Origin of the sequence: Amaricoccus sp. (assembly GCF_017995835.1) — a bacterium.
GTDB lineage: Bacteria > Pseudomonadota > Alphaproteobacteria > Rhodobacterales > Rhodobacteraceae > Amaricoccus.
Genome location: NZ_JAGOID010000153.1, coordinates 1 through 5,212 on the forward strand (window position 1 = coordinate 1; position 5,212 = coordinate 5,212).

The window sequence follows — 5,212 nt, forward strand, 5'->3', positions numbered from 1 at the left end:
GTCGTCGCCCAGGCCGCCGTAGAGGCTGTCCGCCCCGGCGCGGCCGCGGACCACGTCGTCGCCCGCGCCGGAATAGATGTGGTTCGCCGCAGCCGAACCGAGGATCGTATCGGCGCCGGCGCCGGTCACGAGGTTCTCGAAATTCGCCGCGACGAAGGTGGTGGGCGAGGTCAGGTTCTGCGCGCCGAAGTTGCCGCGACCCGCGGCGAGGTCGAAATAGCCGCTCCGGATGATCGAACTCAGGTTGAGCGTGTCGATGCCGTTGCCGCCGTCGTAGCGGCCGGTCGAACCGTCGGAATAGATGAAGTCGTCGCCCTCGCCGCCGAAAAGCGTGTTGTGTCCGGTCCCGCCCCGGATCGAGTCGTTGCCCATGCGGCCGTTTACGTAGTCGTCGCCCTCGTAGGCCCAGATCTCGTCCGAGCTGTCGGTGCCGAAGATGTCCGCGCCGCCGAGGTCGCTGTTGTCGTGTCCGCTGGTGCCGTAGAAATAGGCCATGGTCGATGCTCTCCCGGGCCTCCGGGTCGTCCGGCGGCCATGGGGAGCTTGTCCGGTCGGGGTGTTTCGGGCGTATCGCCGGAGCCGGGGGGCAGGGTATCGATCGTGGCGCGGGTTCGTCCCTCAGCCGGCGGGCCGGGCGGCGGACTCGATTTCGTCGGCGATGCGCATCCAGGTCTCGACCGGTTGGGCGCCGACGACGGCGTAGCGGCCGCCGAGGAGGAAGGTGGGCACCCCGGTCACCCCCATCGAGCGGGCCGCCTCGGCCTCGGCGAGGGTCTCCGCCCGGTCGGCGTCTCCGGCGAGGAGCCGGCCGATCGCCGCGCCGTCCAGACCGGCGGTCTCCGCCGCGGCCGCGAGGACCGCCGGGTCGGACACGTCCTCGCCGGCCTCGAAGTAGCGGCGGAAGATCTCCAGCGCCGTGGCCGTCTGCCGTCCCTCCGCCGCCGCCCAGCGGATCACCCTGTGCGCGTCGAGCGTGTTCGGGGCGCGCCGGATCGCGGCGAAGTCGAAGGTCAGGCCAACGGCGCGGCCAGCCTCGCGCAGGCGGTCGTGGACGGGCGCGAGCCGGGCGAGGTCGCCGAACTTCGCCTTCATGTGCGCGGCGCGGTCCCGCCCCTCCGGCGGGATGTCCGGGTCGAGCTGGTAGGGCTTCCACGAGATGGCGAAGAGACTGTCGCCGCGGTCCCGCAGCGCGCGCAGGAGCTGTGCGACCCCCAGGTAGCACCAGGGGCAGACGACGTCGGAGATGACCTCGAGGCGGGTCATGGTCGCGGGGCGGACTCCGCGCTCTATCCCGGCGGAACGGCGAAATAGTCGGCGAGGATGCGGGCGTAGACGCGCTTCAGCGTGTCGATGTCGGCCGTGGCGACGCGCTCGTCGACCTGGTGCATGGTCGGCCCGTGCAGGCCGACCTCGACGACCGGGCAATGGTCCTTCACGAAACGCGCGTCGGAGGTGCCGCCCGTGGTCGAGAGCGCCGGCGCGAGGCCGGTCTCGGCGGTCACGGCACGGGCGACGAGGTCCGTGAACGGGCCGGGCCTGGTCAGGAAGCTCTCGCCCGAGATTTCGAAGCGCGCGGCGAGGCCGGTGCGGAACTCCGCCGCCACCCGGTCGGCCTCTTCTTCGATCCAGGCGGTGAGCGAGGCGGAGGTATGGGCGTCGTTGAAGCGGATGTTCAGCGTCGCGTGCGCCTCGGCCGGGACGACGTTCGAGGCGGGGTTGCCGACGTCGATGGTGGTGAGCGCAAGGGTGGACGGGCCGAAATGCCTGGTCCCGGCGTCGAGCTTGCGCGCGCCGAGGCGGTCGAGCAGGCGGACGAGGGCCGGCAGCGGGTTGAGCGCCTTCTCCGGATAGGCGGCGTGGCCCTGCTTGCCGTAGGCGGCGATGCGGGCGGTGAGCGAGCCGCGCCGGCCGATCTTGATCGCGTCGCCGGTCTTCTCGGCCGAGGTGGGCTCGCCGACGATGCAGTGATCGAGCTTTTCGCCGTTCGCCGCCATCCAGTCGAGGATCGCAACGGTGCCGTCGGCGGCGGTCGCCTCCTCGTCGCCGGTCACGAGGATGGCGATGGAGCCCTTTGGCGGCGTGGCCGTGACGAAGTCGATGGCGGCGGCAACGAAAGCCGCGACCCCGGACTTCATGTCCGAGGCGCCGCGGCCATAGAGCCAGCCGTCGACGATCTCGCCCCCGAAGGGGTCGTGATGCCAGGCTTTCGGGTCGCCTGGGGGCACGACATCGGTGTGGCCGTTGAAGCCGAGGACCGGCCCGGCGTCGCCCCAGCGGGCATAGAGGTTGGGAATGCCCTCGCGGTCGCAGCGGGTGACGCGGAACCCGGCCGCGCCGAGGCGCTCGGCGATGAGCGCGAGCGCGCCGCCCTCCTCGGGCGTGACGGAGGGACAGCGGATCAGTTCGGCGGTCAGCGCGACGGGATCGGTCATGGCGGCCCTCCTCGAATGCGCGCGGACCCTAGCGCGGGCGCGCCGCGTCGGCAACGGCGTCGCGCCGAGGTTCCCGTGCAAGTGATTGATTTATCGTGATGGGTCGGGATCAGGCCGGCGCATGGTAGGCGGTGGCGAGGGCGAGCTCGGCGGCGTGGTAGGCGATGGCCTCCTCGCCGAAGGGGTCGCCCTTGAAGCGGCCGAGGCGGGCGGCGGTCTCGAAGAACCCCAGCGCCGGCAGGCCGCCGCGGGCGCGGCTGACCACGAGGGCGGCGACGAAGGGCACGCCGGCCGCCGCGTCCTCGTCCATCAGCCCTTCGAGCAGCTGGCTGACGGTGTGGATGACATGCGGCGGCCCGAGGCCGAGGCCGCGGGCGGCCTGGTGGTAGGTCACCGTGACGCCGAGGCCGGCGACGAGGCGGAGGTTGCCGCGCAGCGCGGCGCGGGCGGCCTGGGGATCGAGCATCGCGTCGCGTGCCTCCGGGCGAGGGTCCGAGGATGCCCGCCGCGGCGGCCGCCCGCAAGCCACGCCGAGTCTCCGGCCGCCGCGTGCTGCCGTCAGGCGCGGCGGGGGCGGTCGGCGAGATAGACCTTGAAGCCGCCGTCCTCGGCGAGCTTCTCCGCGCGGGCGAAGGCGGCGGCGAGCGGCGCCTCGTAGGGGAGCTGGCGGTTGGCGACGAGGAAGAGCCTCCCGGCGGGCTTCAGGATGCGGGCGGCGGCGGCGACGAAGCCGGCGCCGAGCCCGGGCTCGGCGGCGCGGCCCTCGTGGAAGGGCGGGTTGCAGATCGCGGCGTCGAAGGGGCCGTCGCGGCGACCGAGGCGGGTGACGTCGCTCCAGTGGAAGGCGGCGCGCGGATCCGGCACGTTGACGCGGGCGCAGTCGAGGGCGCGGGCCTCGGCCTCGAAGAGGTCGAGCGCGGCGATCCCGGGGCAGGCGGCCAGCGCCTGCGCGGCGAGCCATCCCCAGCCGGCGCCGAGGTCGGCGACCCGCCCGGACAGACGGCCGGCGAACGCCTCGGCGAGGCGAACGCTGCCCGGGTCCGGCGCGTCGGCGGAGAAGAGGCCCGGCGCGGTGAGGAAGCCGGCGGCGTTGCGCGCCGGCGCGGCGGCGGCGTCCCAGGCGGCCACCTCCGGAGGCGGCGCCTCGGGACGGATGAGGCTGACCACCTTGCCGTGCGCCTTGGAGAACGAGCCCGAGAGGGGCAGGACCGCGCCGACTTGCCGCGCAAGGCTGTCGACGCCGTCGGTCTTGGCGCCGTCGAGGGCGATGGTCGCCCCTGGCGGGGTCAGCGCGATGGCGCGGGCGAGGTTGCCGAGGTTCTCGGCGCGGGAGCGGCCGAGGGTGACGAGCGCCATCGCGGCGGATTTCTCGGCGCGGATCGTGACGCGCAGACCGGCGGCGGCGAGCGTGTCATGGGCGGGCTTGAAGCTCTGCTCGAAGAGCAGGCGGTCGTGGGGCAGGGCCTCGGCGAGCGCCGGCGTCGCCGCCCGGATCAGGAGCACGTCGCCGGCCTCCGGCGCCGCCAGTTCTCCCGAGGCGAAGGCCGCGGTGGCGCGATCGGTGCGCGACACGCGCTACTCGCGCTCCATGGTGCATTGCAGCGGGTGCTGGTTGCGCCGCGCGTAGTCCATCACCTGGGTCACCTTGGTCTCGGCGATCTCGAAGGAGAACACGCCGACGACAGCGAGGCCCTTGCGATGCACCGTCAGCATGATCTCGACGGCCTGGGTGTGGTTGATGCCGAAGAAGCGTTCGAGCACATGAACCACGAACTCCATCGGCGTGTAGTCGTCGTTGAGGAGCATCACTTTGTACAGCGGCGGGCGCTGCGTCTTGGTGCGGGTCTTGGTGAGGACCTCGCTCCCGGGCTGCTTGGAATCCGACATGGGCCTGGACTTCGACGAAACGCTTGATTGACGGGACGCCGTCCTCAACGGGAGGCGCGGCCCTCGGCTGAGCCGAGACTACATCGAAAGGGGGCAAACAGAAAAGGGGGCCTAAGCCCCCTTTGCCGTAAGTCGAAGGCCGGTCGGCTCAGAGCGCGAGGGCCTTGAACTTCTCCGAGGCGGCGGTGACGCGCGCGCCGAGCGGGGCGGTGACGTCCTTGGTCGCCGCGACGATGATCTCGTTCATCTTGGTCGACTGGGCGACGAAGCCCTCGAAGGCCGACTGCGCGAAGGCGGTCTGCTTCTCGAACAGCTCGGAAACGGTCTTGGCGGCGGCGAAGTCCTGGGCGGCGGCGACGCCGTCCTCGAAGGCCTTCTTCGAGTAGGCGGCGATCTCGGAGCCGATGCCCTCGGCGGCCTTGGCGGCCAGCTCGGACGACTTCACGATGGCGTCGACGTTCTCCTGACCGAAGGCGGTGAAGCCCTCGAAGCCCTTCGAGAACTTCTCGAACTGCTCGGTGAGGTTCTTCTGCGACTCGACGACCAGCGACTCGACCTTGGCGGTCGCTTCCTGGAAGACGGCGGTGGCGGTTTCGACGGGGGCCGGGGCGGACTTGGCGCGGGCGGCGGTGGTCATTGGCGTTCTCCTAGTATGGTTCGTGGTGGGCATGGCGGCTAGATAGGGCCCATGCTGCACTGCGTCAAGGCGTCATGCTGCGGTGCGGCAAAAAAATCGCTTGCGACCGGCAAGCCACGCCCGGCCGTCGATGCGCGCACGCTCTGACAAAGGTGTTTTCGACGGGTGTTTGGCGTGCTAGCTTAACGCAAAATTAAACGGACGCTCGCAAGCGTTTGCAAACTCTGAGGCAAGTGGCGCAAAGCGCCGGAGGGCA

General features: G+C 71.5%; 6 protein-coding genes and 1 pseudogene. All 7 read right to left on the minus strand.

Going from position 1 to position 5,212, the window contains the following annotated elements; translation table 11 throughout:
• A pseudogene (locus tag KBA23_RS15565) lies at positions 1–495 on the minus strand (hypothetical protein); the annotation flags it as partial.
• Positions 496–618: 123 nt separating this feature from the next.
• Positions 619–1,263, minus strand: coding sequence for a DsbA family oxidoreductase (locus KBA23_RS15570; RefSeq protein ID WP_290742805.1), 645 nt, complete (start codon positions 1,261–1,263; stop codon positions 619–621).
• Positions 1,264–1,286: 23 nt separating this feature from the next.
• Entirely contained in the window at positions 1,287–2,432 is a 1,146-nt protein-coding gene (gene dapE / locus KBA23_RS15575) for a succinyl-diaminopimelate desuccinylase (protein ID WP_290742808.1), read from the minus strand.
• 109 nt (positions 2,433–2,541) lie between these two features.
• On the minus strand, positions 2,542–2,898 hold the full coding sequence (locus KBA23_RS15580; RefSeq protein ID WP_290742811.1) for a hypothetical protein: 357 nt from the start codon (positions 2,896–2,898) through the stop codon (positions 2,542–2,544).
• A 92-nt stretch (positions 2,899–2,990) separates the two neighbouring features.
• Positions 2,991–4,004, minus strand: a complete 1,014-nt coding sequence (locus tag KBA23_RS15585; protein WP_290742814.1) for a methyltransferase — start codon at positions 4,002–4,004, stop codon at positions 2,991–2,993.
• A 3-nt stretch (positions 4,005–4,007) separates the two neighbouring features.
• Positions 4,008–4,319 carry an ATP-dependent Clp protease adapter ClpS gene (gene clpS / locus KBA23_RS15590; RefSeq protein ID WP_290742817.1) on the minus strand — a complete coding sequence of 104 codons (312 nt, stop codon included), beginning with the start codon at positions 4,317–4,319 and terminating at the stop codon, positions 4,008–4,010.
• 148 nt (positions 4,320–4,467) lie between these two features.
• Positions 4,468–4,956: a phasin family protein gene (gene phaP, locus KBA23_RS15595; RefSeq protein WP_290742821.1), complete on the minus strand. Its 489-nt coding sequence runs from the start codon at positions 4,954–4,956 to the stop codon at positions 4,468–4,470.
• Between the last annotated feature and the right edge of the window lie 256 nt (positions 4,957–5,212).

Excerpts from the sequence above, each read along its gene's own strand:
- phaP (WP_290742821.1), bottom strand. The coding sequence starts at position 4,956 with ATGACCACCGCCGCCCGCGCCAAGTCCGCCCCGGCCCCCGTCGAAACC.
- dapE (WP_290742808.1), bottom strand. The coding sequence starts at position 2,432 with ATGACCGATCCCGTCGCGCTGACCGCCGAACTGATCCGCTGTCCCTCC.
- KBA23_RS15570 (WP_290742805.1), bottom strand. The coding sequence starts at position 1,263 with ATGACCCGCCTCGAGGTCATCTCCGACGTCGTCTGCCCCTGGTGCTAC.
- KBA23_RS15580 (WP_290742811.1), bottom strand. The coding sequence starts at position 2,898 with ATGCTCGATCCCCAGGCCGCCCGCGCCGCGCTGCGCGGCAACCTCCGC.
- clpS (WP_290742817.1), bottom strand. The coding sequence starts at position 4,319 with ATGTCGGATTCCAAGCAGCCCGGGAGCGAGGTCCTCACCAAGACCCGC.